The organism is Klebsiella sp. CN_Kp066, from assembly GCF_040065135.1.
In the GTDB taxonomy this organism is placed as follows: domain Bacteria; phylum Pseudomonadota; class Gammaproteobacteria; order Enterobacterales; family Enterobacteriaceae; genus Klebsiella; species Klebsiella oxytoca.
Map to the genome: position 1 here is coordinate 94,511 of NZ_JBEAIU010000051.1, position 20,092 is coordinate 114,602.

Consider the following 20,092-nt stretch of genomic DNA (forward strand, 5'->3'; position numbering starts at 1 on the left):
GGGGGTATGTTACTGGCAGGTGCTATTTTTATCCTGACCATTATTCTGGTTATCTGGCAGCCGAAGGGGCTGGGCATCGGCTGGAGCGCGACGCTTGGCGCAGTACTGGCTCTGATATCTGGCGTTGTGCATGTGGGGGATATTCCGGTGGTGTGGAATATCGTCTGGAACGCGACGGCGACCTTTATTGCGGTGATTATTATCAGCCTGTTGCTCGACGAGTCCGGCTTTTTTGAATGGGCGGCGCTGCATGTCTCTCGTTGGGGAAACGGTCGTGGCCGTTTGCTGTTTACCTGGATCGTTTTGCTCGGCGCTGCGGTGGCGGCGCTGTTTGCTAACGATGGTGCGGCACTGATTCTGACTCCCATTGTCATCGCCATGCTGCTGGCATTAGGGTTCAGCAAGGGGACGACGCTGGCCTTCGTGATGGCAGCCGGATTTATTGCCGATACGGCCAGCCTGCCGCTTATCGTGTCGAACCTGGTGAATATAGTCTCGGCGGACTTCTTTGGACTGGGCTTCACTGAGTATGCGTCGATAATGGTGCCGGTGGATATTGCTGCTATTATCGCCACGCTGGTTATGCTGCATCTGTTCTTCCGCAAAGATATCCCGCCGACTTACGATCTGGCTCTCCTGAAGGCACCTGAAAAAGCAGTAAAAGATCCGGCTACGTTCCGCACCGGCTGGATTGTTTTGATTCTTCTGCTGGTAGGTTTTTTCGTCCTCGAGCCTCTCGGGATTCCCGTTAGCGCAATTGCGGCAGTTGGGGCGGTAATACTGTTTACCGTGGCGAAACGAGGTCATGCCATTAACACCGGTAAAGTGCTGCGTGGCGCACCCTGGCAGATCGTCATCTTCTCACTGGGGATGTACCTGGTGGTCTACGGTCTGCGCAACGCCGGGCTAACCGAATACCTTTCAGGTGTGCTGAACGTACTGGCGGATAAAGGACTCTGGGCCGCAACGTTGGGTACTGGCTTCCTGATGGCTTTCCTGTCTTCGATCATGAACAACATGCCTTCCGTGCTGGTTGGTGCGCTCTCTATCGATGGAAGCACCGCAACCGGCGTTATTAAAGAGGCGATGATCTACGCCAATGTGATTGGCTGCGATCTGGGTCCGAAAATTACACCTATTGGTAGCCTGGCAACGCTGCTCTGGCTGCACGTACTTTCACAGAAGAATATGACCATCACCTGGGGCTACTATTTCCGCACCGGGATCGTTATGACTCTGCCTGTGCTGTTTGTCACGCTGGCCGCGCTGGCGCTACGTCTCTCTTTCACTTTGTCATGAGATACTGCTATCTATGAGCAACATCACCATTTATCACAACCCGGCCTGCGGCACCTCGCGTAATACGCTGGAGATGATCCGCAATAGCGGTACTGAACCCACCGTTATTCATTACCTTGAAAATCCACCGTCACGCGATGAGCTGGTCAAACTCATTGCCGACATGGGGATCGCGGTGCGGGCGCTGCTGCGTAAAAATGTTGAGCCTTATGAAGAGCTTGGCCTCGCAGAAGATAGATTTACTGACGATCGGTTAATCGACTTTATGCTGCAGCATCCGATCCTGATTAACCGCCCGATTGTGGTGACACCGTTGGGGACGCGTCTGTGCCGTCCTTCTGAAGTTGTTCTGGATATTCTTCCCGATGCCCAGCAAGGCGCTTTCGCTAAGGAAGATGGCGAGAAAGTTGTTGATGATGCGGGTAAACGGGTGAAATAAAATCTCCTGGGAGCTGTCCCGGAAGAAATAAAAGGCGACGAAGCATGCAGAGCAGCATGCCGCAGGAGGGATGACGCGGTGTGCTGTGATGAAACTGCCGCAGATCAAGCCTGCCAGCGCAACATTGTTAGCGCAAGAGTGAGCATTTCGGAGTGATGCGAACCCAAATATGGTTTTTTATAAAATTATATTTGGGTTTACTCCTGGTTATCTAATAGTAAGAATCTGCTATAACTTAAAAAAATCGTTGAGTTTCTGTCTGTATTATTCCCCATTGCAATAAAATAAAGGCGTGCTGACAAAGCTGATGATATAGTCTGTTTGATTAACGGAATTAATGAGGAAGTTTAACTTTTTATTTTCTTTAAGGAAAAAAAGAGGGGTAGTGTTGTTGTGCTAATAACTCCGGCAACGTATCAATCGGATTGGTATAGACTCTTTGGCTAGTGAGAAGATAGTCATCACCGCTTTGTCTTTTATAATTAAAATAGACTTCGCGACTTATCGCATATCGTTCCGGGCCAAGGTGCGCGGTACCATTAATCAAAATAACGCCGCTGTTATCATTCATGATAAACCGGTAAGTTGCTTTAATTGCAAATTGGCCATGATATAAAGAGTGTTTCGCTTCGCAAACGATTTTGTCATTAGCATTGGCGTTAACCTGTTGAGGTAACCCTGTAAAGAACAATAAGAAAGCGAGCCATTTAATTTTTTTCATTTTTTGCCACAATGTAAGTTGTTGAGTCACATTTTAAAGACGCTTCCTTTCCGCACGTAAACACGGTTAACCGTGGTGACGTTGAAAAATATGAAATGAAATATTTGATGTCTTTATTACACACTAACCCTTCGTCATGAATAAAGTTAATGGCAAAATCGTTATTTATATTTCTGGCATTGGCAAAGTAGCAAGGTGGCGTGCCGTTGATATGCGAGTAACCTTCGATAATGAATTCATGATGAAAAGGGAAACGATATAAAAAAAAGGCGAACAAACCTATCAATGGAAGGAAAATTGCCAGACAATACGAGATCATTTTGATGGGTTTTTTATTTTCAGGCGTAAGCGGTGCTACTGTGTCAGGCTGCGCGAAAATTTCACCGGTTTGTATGCCTTTTTTATCCGCTAGCTGGTCATCCTGAAACCGGTTATCTGTAACGGGAAAGATATTACGATCGTCTGAGACTGAGTGGATACGCTCTATCGAATTTTGTGGATTATCCTCATACTTTTCCACGGCAATGTAGGCATTCAGCCGCACACCCTTGCCACGAATAGTCAACAGAATGTTATCCGGGCAACCCAGTTTTTTTAATACATTGCGTAAATTAACAAAGGACTGATAGTAAGCCGAATTTGATACCGTACGCTTCGCATCCTCACCCCAACCTGCGACCATTAAATCAGAGTGCGATACCAGCTGTCCTTGCCGTTCCAGAAGTAACTCCAGGCAATGGGCGCTACTCTTAAGTATCGTAAATCGGGTCCCATCCTTTATCGATAACAATTGTTTCTCACCGGGAAGGAAAATAACTTGCTTATTCATGATGTATTTAACCATAAAAATCACCAAAAACTAAAATTTATGAAACAAATTCCAAACCTTTAACCTTAAATATTTTCTCTCACTGGAGCCCGGAAAAATATGAAAATTCGCCAAAAAAATAATTTTGACAACTATTAAGATAATTTTGTTTTGGTTTGTAACTTATTGTTTTGTTTGTATTTTGAGTTTATTTTTAGTTAATAAACTACCCCGACCAGGAATCTTCCCGCATCATAAGAATCTTCCAGCGCACAGGCCTGAACAGCCATGGTAATTGTGGGTTCTTGATGATTTTCACGAGGGAATATTATAGATGATTTATGAATTTTAAGTCACTTTTATCACATCAGTATGGCGTCACTACCAGGGGGCACTCTAAATCCAGAGTGCATGGAAACGATTGATTCTAGGCACTACATAAAATATTTCAATAAACAATCAATAAACAAAGGACAGGAAAAAGTGAACACAAAAACTTCAATTAAAACAATGCTGGCTTTATTTTCATTTGCAGCATTATCCGGGTCTGCATTTGCGGTAACGCCGACGGTCACATTCCAGGGCGAAGTCACCAGCCAGACCTGCTCGGTCAGCATCAATGGTGAGACAAACTCCGTTGTTCTGTTACCGACAGTCTCTACCGCTGACTTTGGCGGAACCCTGGCGAATGGACAGACCGCCGGGCTGACGCCATTTACCGTGACGGTGAGCGGCTGTACTGCCCCGGCGGCAGGCGAGGGCCCTCAGTTGATTAAAACCCGTTTCCTGGGGTTTGATGTCGACAGCGCCAGCGGTACGCTGGGTAACCGCGCAGTCACTGATGCTGCGGTCGGTTATGGTATCCAACTGACCACCACCGATGCCGGAACGACGCCTGTCGTGCTGTCAGGAGTAACCGATGTTGCAGGCCTCTCTTTACCCGAGGGAGATACCTCCACCAGCCACTCCTTTGGGGCACAATATTATGTTATTGATGCCGCTTCTGCTACGCCGGGTGCGATTATTGCCGTAGCGGAATATACCCTGAGCTACCTCTGAGTTTATAAAAACACAGGCCGTATACCCGGCCTGTGTTTTAAAAAGTAAATGATATTAATATTAAAATAATCTTGCGGAATATTTTCCCGATGCGATTGATACTGCGATTGTTTGTTCTGTTGACATTCGGTTTTACCGGCTATGCAAATGCAGGCGTGATATTAACGGGTACGCGAATTATTTATCCGGAAGGCGCCAAAGATAAAACGCTCCAGTTAACCAACCAGGAGTCTCAGTCTTATATTGTACAAGTACAGATTGACAATGGAACGCCGGAGGGTTTTGCCCCGTTTATAGTCACTCCGCCGGTTTTTCGTATGGAGCCTCATAGCGGTCAGTCTGTCCGTTTGACCTATTCCGGAGAGCCGTTGCCAGGCGATCGGGAATCTGTATTCTATTTTAATTTCAGTCAGCTGCCGTCGTTAAAAGCCGGAACGACGCAACAGAATAAGTTAATTTTCGCCATCACTAATCGGGTGAAAGTTTTCTACCGCCCGGCGTCGCTTTCGGGGCATCCGGAAAAAACGTCAGAGCATATCCATCTCAGCATGGAAGGTAAGCAGATCAGGATAGTAAACCAGAGCGAATATCACGCCTCTGTTCGTCGGGCCACGCTTGTCCGCAACGGAAAGGATATTCGCCTCGCGGAAGGGGTGATGATTTCACCTAAATCCGGACTGGTCGTTACCCCGTCGTCAGAAATAACCAGCCTCAGAGGCCTTCTTTTACGTCTTGTGCTTGTTAACGACTATGGGGTGGATATTGTGACTGAGCGTCGATTGTAATGCGTTTTTATTTGAGCGAATATCCCATGGCAGGTATCAGGTTATTTCTCCTGACCCTTTTAATCCCCGCTTCCGTAACGTTTGCTTCCGGCACGAGTATTACCGGAGCGGCAGGGATAGCTGAAGAAAATGATTATACTTTTGACCCTGCTCTGTTTCGCGGCGGTCGTTTCAGTGAAACCGCGCTGATGCGGCTGAGCAAACCGGGAAATATTGCCCCCGGCAACTTCAAAGTAGATGTTTACGTGAATGGTGGATTCGTCAGCAGCGATAATATTACCTTCAGTGAAACAGAAAGCGGGCAGGTGCGGCCGTGCCTGACGCCCGGTCAGCTTGCGGCAGCCGGGATTGCGCCCCGCAACGGTCTGCCTGCCGGCGCAAAAGAGAGCAATACCTGTCTCTCCCTCAGCTCGCTGATTGAAGGCAGCAGCAGCCATTTTGACACATCCCGGCTGCGGCTCGAGCTGAGTATACCGCAGGCTGACATGAATATCCGGCCGCGCGGCTATGTTGATCCAGGCGAACTGGAAGTCGGCAGCTCTCTGGGATTTATTAACTACATCACAAACTATTATCACGTCTCTTACTCCGGTAATAACGCCCGGGACCTGGACTCCGGCTGGCTGTCCATGAACGGCGGGATAAATCTGGGGATGTGGCAGTTCCGCCAGCTATCAAATGTACAGTGGAATCGTGACTCGGGTGCAAACTGGAATACCCTCCGCCGGTATCTGCAGCGCCCGTTGCCGGCATTCAACAGCCAGCTTACCGCCGGTGAACTGAGCACGACCGGGCGTCTGTTTTCAGGTCTGAGCTATAAGGGGATAAGCCTGGCCACCGATGAGAGAATGTTGCCGGATTCCATGCGAGGGTATGCCCCGGCCATTCGCGGAGTGGCAGGCAGTACGTCGAAGGTGACGGTCTCCCAGAATGGACGACAGATTTACCAGACCACGGTCGCTCCCGGCCCGTTTGATATTAACGATCTCTATCCGACCAGCTACAGCGGCGATCTGGATGTTGAAGTCACTGGGGCCGACGGCAGCGTAAGCCGGTTCAGCGTGCCGTTCTCCGCCGTACCGGAGTCCATGCGTCCGGGGATCTCACGCTATGGACTGGCTGTCGGGCGTACCGATGACGCTGGCGATAACTCTCTGTTCAGCGACTTGACCTGGCAGTACGGGCTGAGCAATGCCCTGACGCTCAATACGGGACTGCGGATCGCGGATGACTATCAGGCGGTCATTGGCGGTGGGGTCTACGCCTCTTCTGTAGGCGCTCTGGGCCTGGACATCACCGCCTCCCGTGCGGGGATGCCGGAGGGCGATGACGTGAAGGGCTACATGGCCCACATTTCCTGGAGTAAAACATTCCAGCCGACAGCAACCACCGTGACGCTTGCGGGCTATCGCTATTCGACCTCAGGCTATCGCGAACTTGGTGACGTCCTGGGCGTAAGAAAAGCCATGCGCGACCACGATCGCTGGACCTCCACCTCCTGGCAGCAACAATCCCGGTTTGATATCTCCCTTAACCAGGGGGTTGGTTCCTTCGGCAATATTTATCTCTCAGGCTCCACGCAGAATTACCGGGACGGCCGGAGCCGGGATACGCAGCTGCAGGCGGGTTACAGCAACAGTTTTCATAACGGTATGAGCTTCAACATTTCCCTTTCCCGCCAGCACGCAGGCGGGAGCTATGAGGCTGGCAGAAAGGAAACCGTGACCGCAGTATCCGTCTCCTTTCCGCTGGGATTCAGCGATAAAAATAACACCCAGATTATCAGCAACTCCTGGACCCACGCCTCCGGCGGCGGCGACCAGTTTCAGAGCAATACCTCAGGCATGATCGATGATGCCCGGACGCTGAGTTATAACCTGGGGGTGATGCGCGACCAGCAGTATCATCAGACAACGATAAGCGGCGGCCTGCAAAAACGGCTGCCCAACGTCAGCGTGGGGCTCAATGCCTCCCGGGGTGAGGGGTACTGGCAGGCGTCGGGTAATGCGCAGGGGGCGCTCGCCATTCATTCTGGCGGCGTGACGTTCGGACCTTATCTGAGCGACACCTTCGCGCTGGTTGAGGCTAAAGGCGCTTCAGGGGCAAGCGTATATAACTCCGGCCAGTCGATTATTGACAGCCAGGGTTACGCCCTGGTGCCCTCCGTCACACCCTATCGTTACAGCAGGGTAACGCTCGATCCCCAGGGAATTGATGGCAACGCAGAACTGGTTGACAGCGAGCGGCGGGTCGCGCCGGTGGCCGGCGCTGCCGTCAGGGTGGTATTCCGCACCAGGACGGGCCATGCCATGCTGATTAATGCTCGTCTGCCAGACGGAGAGCCGGTCCCGCTCGGGGCGGATGTCACTGAACCGGACGGGACGATTATCGGTATGGCCGGACAGAACGGACAGCTCTATTTACGTACGGAGCACGCTGAGGGAGAGCTGATCGTTCGCTGGGGTGACGACGAGCGGGATCGCTGCCGTCTGGCCTACCGCATAAACCCCAAAGAAACCACCCGGCACCTGACAAAACTCAGCGCAGTCTGCCGACAGACGCCTGATGCGCAGCGATGAAGATAATGATGATGAAAAGACGAACTTTCCTGCTTAACTTGCTGTTTGCCTGCCTGACGCTTTTCAGCCTCCGGGCCGGCGCCAGCTGTTCCCTGACCCTGGTTACCCAGACCGAAGACTCCTATGTCGCGCAGATACCGTTCGGGAAAATTAACCTGACGGATACTTATCTGCAGCCGGTCGGTACCATGCTGGCCAGCATCGTGGTGCCGCCAACGAATTACACTCACGGCGGGGCTAACGGCGCTTCGGTACTCTGGGAATGTGATGCCGCGGATCTTCCCAATATCTATTTTCTGGTCGCCACGAATGGCGACGATCGCGTCGGCGGTTTTTATGATATCGGCACGGTCGACGGCCTGAGCGACGTCTATGCCACCTGGTTCGCCTACGTCGGAATCAGACAGACCATGTCCGGCGTCACGCTGACCCGCCACTGGCAGAAGGTTCCCATCACATCATACGCCACAAGCTCAACGGGGAAGATTCAGATCCGTCTGCAGGATATCCCGCCTCTGGTCGCCGAGCTGTACCGGATCAGCAGCCTGCCGGGAACCTCCGCCGCATCGGCCTATTGTGGTAACAACAATGATGATGGGGTTGGTATTGGCTTTGCTTCCGCGACGGGGCGTAACTATTACTGTCAAAATTCCGTCATGACTCAGCCCAACGCCTACATCCAGCTGTCCGGCGACAGCAGCGTCAGCTTCAGTTTCGCACGCGATTTCCCGGGTGAGGACAGCGCCTATAACTACGATTTCTGGGGAGCGGATAACGGCTTTGGCTACGGCATGCGGCTGGCGAACACCCTCTATTCCCTGCCTACCTGCGTGGCGCGCAATGCCACCCCGCAGGTTTTATTTCGCACAATTTCTATTGCTGAACTCGAACAGGGGGGGAGCGCCAGCGCCAGCTTCACCGTGCAGGTAGAGTGCAGTGATTCAGCCGAGTCGGGTACGGCTGCAGGCCAGACGGCGATTGGTATTCAGGTTTCCCCGGGGTCATACAGCGCGGCCAGCACGCTGGGGCTGGTGAACGGCAGCGGCGGCGTGACGCATCTGGTCTCTGATGATTATTTTGGCGAAAACATGGCCCGGGGCGTGGGAATTACCCTGCAGAATGCGCAGGGGAAAAGAATGAACTTCGTGGGTCAGCCGGGGACGGTATCCCTGACCACGCCCGGTGGCGAAAATGCCGGATGGTATCCGGTACTGGAGGCGGCCGATAACGCTGGAAGCACCATGGCGGGATATACGCACTACAGCAGCACATTTTTAGCCACCCTGCAGAAACTGGACGGCCAGGCGGTCACCCCCGGTAAAGTTTATGCCACAGCCTATGTTCTGGTGAAAATACAGTGAACAAATTTCGCCGCGTTGGCTGGATATCGGTGCTGTTGATAATGTTTCTCGCGCCATTACGCGTTTATGCCGGACTGATAGCGAGCGGCACGCGAGTCATCTATACCGAAGGAACCCGGGAAATCAGCCTGATGCTGGCTAATACCAATTCCTGGCCGGTCATTGTGCAGAGCTGGGTTGATGACGGCAGCGGCAATCCGGCCTATACGGGGGCGCCTTTTATTGTGCTGCCTTCCGTGTTTCGCCTGCAGCCGGAAGGAATACAGGGGCTGCGGATTGTCTATAACCAGACCCCTTTGCCACGAGACCGCGAGAGCGTGTTCTGGATTAACCTCTATGAAATTCCGCCCGTCAGTAAAAATATGCCGGAGCAATCCCGGCTGCAGCTGGCAATGAACACCCAGTTAAAAATATTTTATCGTCCACAAGGTCTCTCTCCCGCTCCCGAGAGTGCGGCCGCACGTCTTAAATTCCGGGCAGTACAAGAAGGCGGGCGCTGGTACGTGGAGTGTGACAATCCCACGCCCTGGCATATATCGTTTACGGACATTATTGTTCGTCACGGAAAAACGCAACGGCATGTTGAGCGGGAAATGGATATGATGACCGCGCCTTTTAGTCAGCGCCGTTATGCTCTTTCGGGGAATATACCGGTGACGAGCGCCAGCGAGATTCAGTTCTACTATGTTGACGACCGGGGTGCCATTCTAAATGACCATACTCGGTTATGATGTCTGCTCACGGCCTTGAACGATTGAAAATTTAAACGACGTACCCCCCGCCATTTTATATGATTTAAGTTTCTTAACCTCTTAAACCTGCAGGGCATTACCCATTTGGTTTCTCATGCAGCCTCTTGTTTATATTGGTTTTTTACTTTGTTTTTGACTTCTGTGATTAACAGGCTGGTGGTCGGTGATTTATATTGTTTATAAATAAATATTAAACCGGAGTTTAATAGCTTTGAACATCATCAACATAATTACCGACGATGTGTATTTTTTGCAGGGGGCCAGGCATTTATTGAATGAGGCGGCAGAAAATCATGCCGTGTTATACAATGACATAAATGCATCGGGACTGAGAGCGGTGGTGAGATCTTTTGCTACCTACGATCAAAAAGTTATTTTATATATTCATTGCATCAGGAAGCGACGAGTATTATTACGCCTTGTTGCGGCTTATAATTTGCAGGTGTTTGTTATTACGCATTGTAAAGTATCAGATTGCAACAATGATAAGGACCCTATGATCATTCCTTCATTCCTATCGAAAAAAGAGTTTTTGCAAAAAATAAAATCAGCAAAGAGAAGCGTGTATAGAAAAAGCTCGCAGCGGTCTAAAAGGATATTTAAAGGACTGTCGGCAGGAGCCAGTGTGAAGGATCTCGCGGAAACCTTGAATATCACGCAAAAAGCTGTTTATGCCATTAAGAATCACACTATAAAAAAATTTGGTTTTAAATCCACGAAAATGAATGGCTTTTTACTTTGCCGCGATTTATTAGAAATGAATGAAATAGGCTTGCGCTATAAGAGGATCGTAGACGGGAACTTTGTGTCGATGAATGCCAGGAGATCCTAGAGCCTGCGCGCGGCAAATCGCTGGCATCCGCTCTCGCAGGAAGGCATACGACCTCCTCGTTTTGCACTACAGTTTCTGAGCGTCGGTCTGCGGCGGCGCAGAACTATCCTGATACCGCTTACGCAGTTTCAGCAGCCGGGAAACCAGTATTACCACGGCGAGACCGGCCATCAGCGCCGCGCAGTGGAAGGCGATTCTGCCACCAGCATGGAAGTAGATCCAACGGGTTGCCTCAATGGAAGCGGCAAACGCGCTCAGGGCCAGAATATTCAGCGTGGCGGACACGGTGCCTTTTGGCAGATGATGGGAAAAGAGCGTGAAGCGGAACAGCACCGGGTAAAGTAGCCCAATCCCCAGCGCATAAATGCTGGTACCCAGCACCGACCAGAACCAGACATGCGGCCACAGAAGATTACCGACCAGCAGGATCAGCAGGCCGGTCAGCTGTATCGGAACGGTACGCCAGATAAAGCGCGGCGAAGTGGGGTCTTTTACCACGTTCGCCACGATCGCGCTGGCGATAATCAGCCCACTGAACACCGGCACCTGAGTCCAGGCATATGCCGCGGGAGACATGCCGCCGTGCTCAATCAGAATCACCGGAGAGAGCGCCACCCAGGTGATCATCGGCACGTTGCCAAAGGCCACCGCCAGCGAACCTGTCAGCACCACGGGATGACGAAACGCCGCGATGAAATCAGCCAGCACTTCCCCCGGTTTAAATCCCCGCCCCTGAGAGATAACGGTTTCCGGCATCTTAAAAAGCAGCAGGGCCCAGGCCACCAGGCCCAGCGCGCCAATAATGGCAAACAGCAGTTTCCAGTGCATCACCGTCATTAGCGCCGCGCCGGCCAGCGGTCCGATAACCGGCGCAAGCAGGACGATAGAGGTCAGCGCAGCCATGATTCTGATTGAATCGGTTTCCCCAAACGCTTCCTGAATCGACACATAGCCCACGGTCGAGATAAAACAGATGCTGGTTCCCTGGATAAAGCGGGCGACGAAGTATTGCGCGATCGAAGCGACAAACAGCATGCTCAGGCAGGAGAGAGCAAAAACCAGGGCGCCGGTGAGCAGAACGGGGCGGCGGCCGATACGATCTGACAGAGGGCCCAGCAGCCACTGCAGCGCCAGGCCTCCAGCCATATACAGGCTGACCGATGCCGGAGCAAGGGTGACATCAGCCTGAAGCTCGTTGATGATATGAATAATGCCTGGCTGAATAAGATCCGTGGTCAGGTAAGCCGAAAAATCATAAATAATCATCGCCAGCGGAAACAACATGACGCTGCCGTACTGGATTAAACGCCGTGGCGGGGTATTCATGCGGGCTCCGGGGAATCTGCCATCCTGCATCTTAGTATCTGTAAACCAACTCAACCGACCCTAAACGGAGATAAAATAATCCTGTTTTTTGTGTGGTTTTTTGGCCTTGTACCACGTGCGCACATCAGCGCTGGACGTGAGGCGATCGGCGCTCTATTGTCATCAACGTGCGGAAATTGTCATCCATTAAAGGCTCTTGAATAACGGGATATCTATGTTACTGATCTTTGGCGGCCTGCCCGGTACCGGGAAATCAACCATCGCTCGCCTGCTGGCCGCCAGGCTGGGGGCCGTCTGGTTACGAATCGATTCGATTGAGCAGGCGCTGATCCGCGCCGAAACCGTCACCCGGCACGATATAGGACCGGCCGGATATCTGGCGGCGTACGCCATTGCTGCGGATAACCTCAGGCTGGGCAACGTGGTGATTGCCGATGCGGTGAATCCCATCGCCATTACCCGCCAGGCCTGGAGAGAGGTCGCGACCGAGAATGCCGCGCCTTATCTGGAGATAGAAGTGACCTGCTCCGACCAAACGCAGCATCGGTATCGCGTGGAAAACCGCGCAGCGGACATTCGCGGCCATATCCTGCCGGACTGGCAAAAGGTCATCACCCGTGATTACGAACCCTGGCATTCTGCCAGCCTGGTGCTGGATACCTCAGTACTGAGCGCCGAAGAGGCGGTAGAGCGGATCGTTGCGCATATTGGGTCGCACCGCCGGTAAGCCTATGAACACTCCCCAGGCGAGGGAAAAAAGCGGTCGCTCAGACGACCGCGTGGTATCAGAAAACGTCGCCGGTAAAGATATTCTTTTTCAGTTGAGTAAAGTCGTAAGTCGCCAGCTCTTCAGCGCTTTGGGTATAGTAAGTCAGACTTTCTGAAATCATCAGGTTTAGCTTATTCCCTTTTTCCTGAACGATAATCAACGGCTTTTTAAACGCGTGGGCATAGCCGATTTCGTACGCCGTACCGCTATCGACGTGATCGTCAAAGAAATCAACAACGGCAACCACCACCGTGGCTTCGTCGAGATGCTTGATATCGTTCTTAAAGATGAAATCGCGCCAGGGTAAAGTGCCGTATTCCAGATTCTCCGCATCGGCCAGGCGCGGTGAGAAAAATTTATCTACCGTTTTATTGGCGGTCAGCGCCTGTTCGACGCGCTGGACGCGATCAATCTGGTCGTCGCTGAAAAAAGGACTCGCAATATAAATATTTACCATCAATCGATTCTCCTGAAGATTCATTGAAAGCTGCAGTCGACCGGTAAAAGTTCGCCTGACAGTCTTCTTCCCTGATAGGCAGTTAGTCTATTCACCTGAGTCGTTAGAATAACTTTATCGATGGATGCTGACTATGTTACGTGCTGCAAAGTGCGCTTTCTCTCGTCTGGCCGATGCCGCCCGGCATCGGCGGCAAGACTTTACATAAAGAACTTCACGGCCTGCTGGAGGGTGGTGCCGACGCCCCATAAAAGCGGCACGCTCACCGCTAACCAGCTTACGATTAACAGCAGCGTGGACGGGCGGGCCTCCCACGTGAGCTGAGCATCCTTATTGATGGTATACAGACCTTTCGCCTGCTGCTGCTGTTCCGCGGTCATCGCATGCTCTTCCGTCAGCGGACGCACCAGCTGATTACAGATAAAACCCAACACCAGCAGGCCGGTCAGGACCATCAGCGTTATATCGTAGACGCGCTCGGGCGGGACCCCGTGCGTCAACTGATACTCGCGCAGATAGTTCACCAGAACCGGGCCGCTGATCCCCGCCGCCGACCAGGCGGTTAACAAGCGTCCATGAATCGCGCCCACCATTTGTGAGCCAAAGACATCAGCCAGATAGGCGGGAATACTGGCAAAACCTCCGCCGTACATCGAAATGATAATGCACATCGCGCAGACATAAAGCGCGATATAGCCGCCGTGATTCACCAGCGGCAACGTCCCGTACAGCACGGCGCCCAGGCAGAAAATGATCGCAAAGGTCATTTTTCGCCCGCACAGATCGGATACCGATGCCCAGAAAAACCGTCCCAGGATGTTAAACAGGCTGAGCAGGCCGGTAAATCCTGCGGCCATGGTAGCAATGCGTTTCAGCTGCTCGCCGTTCAGCTCATGCCAGCTGAGATCGAGCGACAGCAGTTTTCCGGCAAAGATCTCCTGCAGCATCGGCGAAGCCATACCGAGAATACCGATCCCCGCGGTGACGTTGAGCCATAGCACCATCCACAGCAGCCAGAACTGTGGGGTACGGCAGGCGACGCGGACGTGCACCTGGATCGTGGGATTATTGCGGATCGTTTTTTGCGCCTTCTCGCCCGAAGGGTGCCAGCCCATGGGCGGCAGGCGATAGCCAAAGGTACCGGCAAGCATAAATAGCGCATAAATCGCCGCCAGCGCCAGAATGCTTTGCCATACCCCGTTGCCGGTCGGACCGGCGAAGTAATTCATCAGACCATTTGCCAGCGGCGCCCCCACCAGCGCTCCCCCGCCAAAACCCATGATCGCCATCCCGGCCGCCATTCCGCGCTTGTCAGGGAACCAGCGCAACAGCGTCGAAACCGGTGAAATATAGCCCAGTCCGAGACCGATTCCGCCGATGACCCCGGCCCCCAGCCACAGCAACCATAGCTGATGGAAATAGATGGCGACGCTGGATAGCAGCAGGCCGCCGCACCAGCATAAGGTGGCAATAAAGCTCACCAGCCGCGGTCCAACCTTCTCAAGCCAGCTGCCCCACAGCGCCGCCGAACAGCCGAGAAAAACAAAAAACAGCGTGTAGGTCCAGCCGAGCATGGAGATTTTCCAGTCGCAATCGCGGGTAAACAGCTGCTGCCAGAACGACATATTGACGGGGCATTGAAGGGACTCGCTTCCTCCTATGAGCTGCGACATAGGCAGCCAGTAAACGGAAAACCCATAGGCCATACCTATGCAGAGATGAACGGCCAGTGCGGCCGGTGGCACCAGCCAGCGGTTAAAACCGGGCCTGGCGATGATACGTGGTTTCGCGAAAAAATCGCGTAGGGGAGAGACCGGTGCGGTCGCGATGTTTTCATTCATTTGCGCCATTTTCCTGTCCTTTTTATCTACATTGGCCGACGAATGCTGCGGTCGGGGAACGTAGATAAAAGGCAAGAAAGGTGCCATTTGATTAATTTGTGTACAAAAATGGCGACTGAAGCGAGCAAGCTTCGCTGAAGGGATGAGGCGAAAAGCCAGCCCTCGGCAACGAAGGCGCCTGTCGGGATAAAATCGCCGGGCGCGCTATTATTTTGATAAACGTCGATCTCAGAGTGATACGCGGTGCGAGGTGGCGATGGCGCGCGGCGCTGAGCGTCTTTGACGTCAGCGCTCTCCTCTGCTGGCCAGCAGAACGCGACCGGCACGGTGTTTGCTGTGAAGGGCGGGCGAGGGCGCGTACCGGCCTGCTCGCCCGGCGCACGTTAGCTTAAGGTATCAATCCATTCGCTCTGGCGCGGGTTCTGCCGACGATAGCAGTGTACCGACACCGCCAGCTGCGTCAGGTCGGTGAAAACCATCGGATCGAGCTGAATATGCTTTTTAATCTGCTGCAGCCGGTAGGTGAGCGTATTGCGATGAATCCCCAACAGCAGCGACGTTTTTCCCGGCTCGGCGTTATTGGCAATAAAGCTGCTGAGGGTATCCAGCAGCACTTCGCCGGAATCATGCTCAAGCAGCTGGCGTACGTTATTGATAAAAAAATTGACCATATAGCTGTCTTCCAGCACCCGGAACAGGCAGAGCATCGCCATTTCGCGAAAGTAGTAGATCTGCCGCTGCGGCTGCACTTTGCTCCCCACCTCAATCACCGAACGGGCGAATCGGATGGCCTCGCGAATATCCGGAGCGCTGTCAGCCTGCACGCCAATGCCGATATGGTAATGGCTGATCTGATTGCTGAGGACAAACTCGATGCCCCGCAGCAGCGTTTCCTGGGATTCGCTCAGCGTATTGAGGATCAGGATCTCATTGCTGCCCAGCAAAATGACGTCTCTTACCCCGGCCAACTGCGAGAATTCTCGCAGCAGCGTACTCAGTATTTCGCTTAGCTGATGCTGTTCAACCTGCACGGTCACCACGACCGGCACCAGCGGCGCATCAAAAGCGAAGCCAAGCTCAACCAGGCGATGAAGCGCTTCCTGTCCGGCGGGCGAAGCGCCTTGATCAAGATATTGACCAAACAGGGTATCGCGCAGACGCTGTCGCCAGTTGGTTTCCCGCATCTCTATGGCCTGGCGGACCAGCAGCTCGGCGGTGAGTACCGCCAGTTCAGCATAGCGGCTGATCGCTGCGGGATCGCCGCTGATGCCCACCACCATCACCACGCGATCGTCATAGATAATGGGATGATTAATACCGGGATGCACATTCTGGAAACGCGCGGCTTCCGCGGTGTTGTTAATACAAATGCGTTTACCGGTACGTATCACCTCACGGGCGATCTCATGCTGCTCGCCGATACGATGCCGTTCACCTGAGGCAATGATCTGTCCATGATGGTCAATCACGTTCACGTTATGATGAATTATCGCCATTGCCCGGGCGACAATTTCATTAGCCAGCGCCGTCGTAATAATCATACAGTTATCCGCTTATGTGCCTCTCCGCGCCGCCCGCTCAGAAAGGTTCGTAGAACATTCTCCGCTGCGTCGGCGAGGAGCTGTTCGCATGTGTTCATCGACTCCGCCAGCGGCATAGGGCGCTGGCAAATAGACCACATCGCGTCAATATGGTGTTGATACAATTGCCGACTGCTCTCATCGCGTCCGCCGCAAAGGGCCACAACCGGTACGCCGTGGCGCGCCGCTTTGCCCGCCACGCCCACCGGGGCTTTACCAAAGGCGCTCTGACGATCGAGCCAGCCTTCCCCGACGATGGTCAGCGCGGCATCGCTAAGATGGCGGTCGGCGTTAAGCAGTTCCAGCACCAGGTCAATGCCCGGGCGCAGCGTGGCGCCCGCATAAGCGATCAGCGCGGCCCCCATACCGCCCGCGGCCCCGGCGCCGGGCCGTTCGCTGACGTCGTAGCCGAGCGTTTGCGTAAGCTGCCGACTGTAGTGCGCCATACCCGCCTCCAGTTCCCTGAGCGCGGCCTCGTCCGCGCCTTTCTGCGCGCCATACACCCAGGTGGCGCCATTTTCCCCAAGCAGAGGATTCGTGACGTCGCAGGAGGCCTGTATTTCGGCCTGTCGTAAGCGCGGATCCATGGCGCTTAAATCGATGCGCTGAATATGCGCAAGATCCTGACCCGCCGCGGGAACCGGCAGCAGCGTGCCGTCCTCGCGCCAGAAGCGGGCGCCAAGCGCCTGGGCAAAACCGATACCGCCATCGTTGGTCGCGCTGCCGCCCAGCCCGATAATCAAATGCCGACATCCGGCATCCAGCGCCGCTTTTACCTGCTCACCCAGCCCAAAGCTGCTGGCCAGACGCACATCCCGCTGCGCTTTCGGCGTGAGCTCCAGCCCACAGCTTTGCGCCATCTCGATAATGGCCCGTTCGCCGGGCAGGATCAGAAACGCGGCCTCTACGGAGAGACCGTAAGGCGAGGTGCAATGCTGCTGCTGCCACCTTGCGCCCTTCAGCTGCGGACTTTCCGCAAGGGCCGAGAGCAGCCCCTCTCCGCCGTCCGACACGGGCATTTCGACCAGCTCCAGCCCCTCGTCAACCCGGCGCAACCCCTGTGCTACCGCTGCGCAAGCGGCCTGCGCGCTACAGCTACCCTTAAACGAATCCAGCGCGATAACAATCTTCATGCGTTCTCCTGCGTTAATGCGCTTTGCGCGGCGTTTTATCGGTGGTCATGAGCTGCAATAACATCCCCAGCAGCGCGCATCCCGCCATGGTAAAGAAGGCGTAGATATAACCCGCCGGATTTTCCCATCCCCCACCGAACTGGATGAGCCAGCCCATAAGCAATGGCGAAATGCCGCCGCCGATAAACATCGCCGTGGTGATAATGCCGTTGGCGGTAGAGGTGGCGCGTTCTTCGGCGGAGTCCGAAGCCATTGCGTAGTAAATAGGCCACACGGCGTTGGCCACCAGGCCAAAAAATAGCTGAATGGCGATAAGACGCGGCATATTGGTGGCGAAATAGAACAGCGCAATGCCGATACTCATCCACAGACCGCAGACGATCAGAGTACGTTTACGGCCAAAGCTATCGGACAGCCAGGGCCAAATTATCTGGCCCAGGGTACCGGTAAGCGTGAAGATAATACTTAGCCCGGCGGATGCTGCCAGCGACAGGCCGGAGACGTGATAAAGATACGGCGGCAGCACAACGTTAATGCCCATATAGACAATTTGCGTCAGCAGGGTATTGCCCGCCGTTAGCGAAATATTGCGGTTGCGCAGGGTGCGTAAAAAGGTCTTCATCCCTTCGCCTTTGGCAACATGGCTGCTTTCCTGGGTCGCCGGGCGCGTCATCCCCTGGCTATCGATATGCTGATAAAGCGTGTTGATGCGATCGGCGGTGGAATATTTCGCCCAGAAAATCATCAGCGGGATGGCGACGATCAGCGCCAGCAGGAAGCAGTAGCGCCAGCTGCCTTCGCCAAATGCGGAAAGCACCAGACTTGCCACCACGCCGCTCAGCAGCGCGCCAATCGGATAGCCGGTATGATGCACCCCCAGCGCGAAGCCGCGTTTCTCTTTCGGCCACCACTCTGCGGTGTTGCTGACGCCGACGGGCTCGCCCCAGCCGGCCCCGAGGTTGACGCCAACGCGCAGCAGCACAAAGGCCGTCAGCCCGTGGCTGATCGCTTTAATACCGGAAAGAAAAGAGAGGGCGGTATAGCCCAGCACCAGCGGTACCTGAAAGCGCGCTCGTTTCCAGCCTGAACCGTAGCGATCGCTCCAGATGGAGCCGGGGATATCCAGCACCGCGAGGGCAACCATAATCAGGGCGACGACGTTGCCCCACTGTTCCGGCGAGAGCGAAAACTCTTTAGAAATGACCGGGCCAAGGCGCAGGATCATCTCGCGATCGTAGGCGTTAAGCACCCAGATTAGCCAGCAAACCAGCAGCGAAACCCAGGAGAAACGATGTATCAGCCGCTTTTTTCCACCTTGTTCGCCGGCAGGTGTGTGATTGATTGTTGTCATAGTCGTGTTTACTCCGCGGCGTCGCGACAGCATGATGCGCGCCGCCTGGTGTCAGGGTCAGAGTCAGTTCGCCGGGTATTATTGTTATCGCGGCGAGCCGGAGGTTCGCTTAGCCGGCAAAACGCCGCTCCGCTACGCCGGTCACGCCCAGGTCGTACAGGGCGAACAGGCTGCCGCGCAGCTGATTATCTTCCGGGAAGCGCGGGAGGGGCGGCTGCGCCATTGAGGTGACGTACAGCACGTCGAGGTTTTCGCCGCCGAACATAACGCTGGTCACTTTTTTCACCGGCATCTCAATGATGCGATCGATCTTGCCCTCCGGCGTGTAGCGCACCAGCTTGCCCGCGTAGACCAGCGCGTTCCACAGATAGCCTTCGCTGTCCACGGTGGCGCCATCCGCCGCGCCGCCTTCGCTGCTATCGACACGGCAAAAGACTCGTTCTCCGGAGAGATCGCCGGTCGCGGTGTTGTAGTCCCAGGCGCAGATTTCGCCCGTCCAGGTATCGGCAAAATAGAACGTCTCGCCGGAGGGGCTCCAGCAGGGGGCGTTAGAGACGATGATATTTTTCTTCAGCACGTGTAGTGACAGATCGGCGTCCAGGCGATATAGCGCGCCGCTCGGCTCCTCTTCACGCATATCCATCGATCCGAACAGAAAACGTCCCTGACGATCGACTTTGCCGTCGTTGAGCCGGTTAAAGGGCCGGTCCGCTTCCGGGTGGTGCAGCAGCGTCAGCTCGCCGCTGGCGAAGTCGAGCAGATGCACGCCATTCTGTAGCGCCACCACCGCGCCTTCGCCGTTCTGGCGCAGGGCGAACGAGCCAATTTTCTGCCGCACGTCCCAGCTCTTAATCGCGCCGCCCTGCGCGTTACAGGCGAACAGGCGCCCGTCGAGGCTGTCCACCCACCAAAGACGCTGCTGTTCGACATCCCAGACCGGGCTTTCGCCGAGTCGAGTTTTTAAATCCAGTAAGACTTCGATGCGCATAAGGACCTCCTG

At 54.1% G+C, this 20,092-nt stretch carries 18 protein-coding genes; 9 read left to right on the forward strand and 9 right to left on the reverse strand.

The genetic code is table 11. The annotated features are described in order from the left end of the window. Positions 1 to 6 precede the first annotated feature (6 nt). Together arsB and arsC are read left to right on the forward strand one after the other, a co-directional pair. Positions 7 to 1,299 (forward strand): arsenite efflux transporter membrane subunit ArsB, encoded by a 1,293-nt coding sequence (gene arsB / locus ABLV75_RS20115; RefSeq protein ID WP_053064409.1) that lies wholly within the window; start codon positions 7 to 9, stop codon positions 1,297 to 1,299. 13 nt (positions 1,300 to 1,312) lie between these two features. After that, positions 1,313 to 1,738: a glutaredoxin-dependent arsenate reductase gene (gene arsC / locus ABLV75_RS20120; RefSeq protein WP_004105466.1), complete on the forward strand. Its 426-nt coding sequence runs from the start codon at positions 1,313 to 1,315 to the stop codon at positions 1,736 to 1,738. 364 nt (positions 1,739 to 2,102) lie between these two features. On the opposite strand, the gene ABLV75_RS20125 is transcribed toward arsC, so the two are convergent. Together ABLV75_RS20125 and ABLV75_RS20130 are read right to left on the reverse strand one after the other, a co-directional pair. Then, on the reverse strand, positions 2,103 to 2,459 hold the full coding sequence (locus ABLV75_RS20125; protein WP_348855117.1) for a hypothetical protein: 357 nt from the start codon (positions 2,457 to 2,459) through the stop codon (positions 2,103 to 2,105). Beyond that, a complete protein-coding gene (locus ABLV75_RS20130) occupies positions 2,446 to 3,288 on the reverse strand; it encodes a hypothetical protein (protein ID WP_224227627.1) in 843 nt (280 codons plus the stop codon). Before ABLV75_RS20130 ends, ABLV75_RS20125 begins: the two co-directional genes overlap by 14 nt. Before the next feature lie 489 nt (positions 3,289 to 3,777). On the opposite strand from ABLV75_RS20130, the gene ABLV75_RS20135 reads away from it, so the two are divergent. The 6 genes from ABLV75_RS20135 (at position 3,778) to ABLV75_RS20160 (ending at position 10,635) form a co-directional block, all read left to right on the forward strand. Next, positions 3,778 to 4,326, forward strand: coding sequence for a fimbrial protein (locus ABLV75_RS20135; protein ID WP_032704745.1), 549 nt, complete (start codon positions 3,778 to 3,780; stop codon positions 4,324 to 4,326). A gap of 89 nt (positions 4,327 to 4,415) precedes the next feature. Further along, positions 4,416 to 5,111, forward strand: coding sequence for a molecular chaperone (locus ABLV75_RS20140; protein WP_004105460.1), 696 nt, complete (start codon positions 4,416 to 4,418; stop codon positions 5,109 to 5,111). Positions 5,112 to 5,137: 26 nt separating this feature from the next. Beyond that, entirely contained in the window at positions 5,138 to 7,690 is a 2,553-nt protein-coding gene (locus tag ABLV75_RS20145) for a fimbria/pilus outer membrane usher protein (protein ID WP_004105459.1), read from the forward strand. Between the two features lie 11 nt (positions 7,691 to 7,701). Next, a complete protein-coding gene (locus ABLV75_RS20150; RefSeq protein WP_224226424.1) occupies positions 7,702 to 9,051 on the forward strand; it encodes a fimbrial protein in 1,350 nt (449 codons plus the stop codon). Then, positions 9,048 to 9,782 (forward strand): molecular chaperone, encoded by a 735-nt coding sequence (locus tag ABLV75_RS20155; RefSeq protein WP_004105455.1) that lies wholly within the window; start codon positions 9,048 to 9,050, stop codon positions 9,780 to 9,782. Before ABLV75_RS20150 ends, ABLV75_RS20155 begins: the two co-directional genes overlap by 4 nt. Before the next feature lie 232 nt (positions 9,783 to 10,014). Further along, entirely contained in the window at positions 10,015 to 10,635 is a 621-nt protein-coding gene (locus ABLV75_RS20160) for a hypothetical protein (RefSeq protein ID WP_004105453.1), read from the forward strand. 66 nt (positions 10,636 to 10,701) lie between these two features. Here the strand turns inward: ABLV75_RS20160 and ABLV75_RS20165 are convergent, their stop codons facing one another. Further along, complete coding sequence (locus tag ABLV75_RS20165; RefSeq protein ID WP_004105451.1) at positions 10,702 to 11,961, reverse strand: MFS transporter; 1,260 nt, start codon at positions 11,959 to 11,961, stop codon at positions 10,702 to 10,704. Between the two features lie 214 nt (positions 11,962 to 12,175). On the opposite strand from ABLV75_RS20165, the gene ABLV75_RS20170 reads away from it, so the two are divergent. Then, complete coding sequence (locus tag ABLV75_RS20170; protein ID WP_004105449.1) at positions 12,176 to 12,688, forward strand: AAA family ATPase; 513 nt, start codon at positions 12,176 to 12,178, stop codon at positions 12,686 to 12,688. Positions 12,689 to 12,746: 58 nt separating this feature from the next. Here ABLV75_RS20170 and ABLV75_RS20175 read toward each other — a convergent pair whose 3' ends face one another. The 6 genes from ABLV75_RS20175 to ABLV75_RS20200 all read right to left on the reverse strand — a co-directional run bounded on the left by ABLV75_RS20175 (position 12,747) and on the right by ABLV75_RS20200 (position 20,080). After that, positions 12,747 to 13,187 carry a nucleoside 2-deoxyribosyltransferase gene (locus ABLV75_RS20175; RefSeq protein ID WP_004105447.1) on the reverse strand — a complete coding sequence of 147 codons (441 nt, stop codon included), beginning with the start codon at positions 13,185 to 13,187 and terminating at the stop codon, positions 12,747 to 12,749. A 200-nt stretch (positions 13,188 to 13,387) separates the two neighbouring features. Beyond that, positions 13,388 to 15,037, reverse strand: coding sequence for an OFA family MFS transporter (locus tag ABLV75_RS20180; protein ID WP_004105444.1), 1,650 nt, complete (start codon positions 15,035 to 15,037; stop codon positions 13,388 to 13,390). Positions 15,038 to 15,411: 374 nt separating this feature from the next. Then, positions 15,412 to 16,569 carry a sugar diacid recognition domain-containing protein gene (locus ABLV75_RS20185; protein WP_004105443.1) on the reverse strand — a complete coding sequence of 386 codons (1,158 nt, stop codon included), beginning with the start codon at positions 16,567 to 16,569 and terminating at the stop codon, positions 15,412 to 15,414. Then, positions 16,566 to 17,741 carry a glycerate kinase gene (locus ABLV75_RS20190; RefSeq protein ID WP_004105441.1) on the reverse strand — a complete coding sequence of 392 codons (1,176 nt, stop codon included), beginning with the start codon at positions 17,739 to 17,741 and terminating at the stop codon, positions 16,566 to 16,568. Before ABLV75_RS20190 ends, ABLV75_RS20185 begins: the two co-directional genes overlap by 4 nt. A 13-nt stretch (positions 17,742 to 17,754) precedes the next feature. Further along, positions 17,755 to 19,125: an MFS transporter gene (locus tag ABLV75_RS20195; RefSeq protein WP_004105439.1), complete on the reverse strand. Its 1,371-nt coding sequence runs from the start codon at positions 19,123 to 19,125 to the stop codon at positions 17,755 to 17,757. Between the two features lie 76 nt (positions 19,126 to 19,201). Then, on the reverse strand, positions 19,202 to 20,080 hold the full coding sequence (locus ABLV75_RS20200) for an SMP-30/gluconolactonase/LRE family protein (RefSeq protein ID WP_004105431.1): 879 nt from the start codon (positions 20,078 to 20,080) through the stop codon (positions 19,202 to 19,204). Positions 20,081 to 20,092 lie beyond the last annotated feature (12 nt).